2 protein-coding genes are annotated in these 1,579 nt (G+C 40.8%); both read right to left on the minus strand.

Annotated elements, in window-relative coordinates:
* Positions 1-50: 50 nt before the first annotated feature.
* Positions 51-758 (minus strand): ABC transporter, encoded by a 708-nt coding sequence (locus O3602_RS10145; protein ID WP_155169378.1) that lies wholly within the window; start codon positions 756-758, stop codon positions 51-53.
* The gene (locus O3602_RS10150) at positions 755-1,435 is read right to left on the minus strand and encodes an ABC transporter ATP-binding protein (RefSeq protein WP_371611638.1); all 681 of its coding nucleotides are present in this window, start codon (positions 1,433-1,435) and stop codon (positions 755-757) included. The genes O3602_RS10145 and O3602_RS10150 overlap by 4 nt, the downstream gene beginning before the upstream one ends.
* Positions 1,436-1,579 lie beyond the last annotated feature (144 nt).

Below are 1,579 nucleotides of genomic sequence, written 5' to 3' on the forward strand. Positions count from 1 at the left end.
AAAACAATTGAGAGGCTAGGACTTTTGTCCCAGCCTCTTTTTAACTGCTCTTAGTTCCTCATTTTCCCTTTGGGTACGAGCAGATAGAAAAATAGCAAATTCAATCCAAATACAGCAACAAAGAGTCCTAATTGGGTGGCATCGATCGTTTGTTTCTCGGTCAAATCTTGGATCAGCTTTGTATAATAATAGCCTGGGAAAGCCCGTTGTAGCTTGACAACCAAGTCCATAAATCCTCCACTCGCGCCAAGCGTATCAAAGGGAATAATGGTCATAGCGGCCAAAATAATAACAGGAAAGCCAATGGTATCAATCGTCTTAGCATCTACCCTGACCCCAAGAACAAAGCCAATCACGCTAAAGTAGATCCCCATCAAGGATAAGAGGAAAAATTGTACCAACAGGCTAGTCGTCACTGGAAAGTGAAAACATAGAACAGCAACTACTAGCACTGCTAAAAAGATCAAGCTGTTCAAAATCAGTTGTACGATGCTTTGATCCCATAAATAGTTCTTGACACTATAGCTTGTAAAGTGGGATTCAAAAGAATAAAAGCCAATATCTGAGGCGATCCGCTTACTAAAGGTTGCAAGGCTATTGCCAATGACCCCGATAAATACGGCAATACCTAATAAAATACTTGGCGAAACCCCTTTTTGAAGCTGATAAAAGAAGATATACCAGCCTATGGGTAAAATAATGGTGAATAATACAAAGCGCTTATTTCGTAAAACTTGTTTTAATTGAATCTTTTTCATGCTTGTTCCCCTCCTTTATTCATCTCTTCCCGGAAATACTGCTCAATGGTTTGACCAGCCTGGTGAATGTCCTCGACAGACTTTGCGGCAGCAATTCGACCATCTTTTAAAATCAAGACTTTTGTAAAAAAGGCATCAATTTGGTTAAAATCATGGGTCACCACAACAGATGTAAACTCTTGCTGCTCCAGTAGTTTCCAAAAGTTATCCACTGCTTCCAAGTCCATGCCAGTCGTTGGCTCATCTAAAAAAATCAACTTTGGATGATTCAAAATAGTTAACAACAAGGACAAGCGTCTCTTTTGACCACCGGAAAGACTTCCCACCATCTGCTCTCTTGATTCTCTTAATTCGACCATTTCTAAGAGTCCATTGATATCAGCCTGCTTCAGCTGATTCATCCGGCTTTTTAATTCGACGAATTCAGCGACGGTTAGATCCTCGATGAGCAGATCCCCCTGAGGCATCATCCCAATTTCCCTTTGAAAATCAAGCGAAGTCTTTATCGTCCCCGAATCAGCCTGGAGCTGCCCAGCGATAATGTTGAACAGGGTGCTTTTTCCTGCCCCATTATTTCCCAGCAAGGCAATTTTGTCTCCTTCTTCTATCGAAAAAGACACTCCCTTTAATACAGCTTTCTCCTTAAATGATTTTGTAATAGATGCTACCTGAAACATACGATCCCTCTTTTCTTATTGATCTTGTATACAGTATACTTCAAAGGGACAGTCTTTGTAGCTCTCTGTCAGAATCGGTCAGAAAATCGTCGTGAATGGTCAAAAAAGAGGCTGGGACAAAAGTCCTAGCCTCTCAATTATTTT

This window comes from Streptococcus sp. 27098_8_186, assembly GCF_041432055.1.
GTDB lineage: Bacteria > Bacillota > Bacilli > Lactobacillales > Streptococcaceae > Streptococcus > Streptococcus dentalis.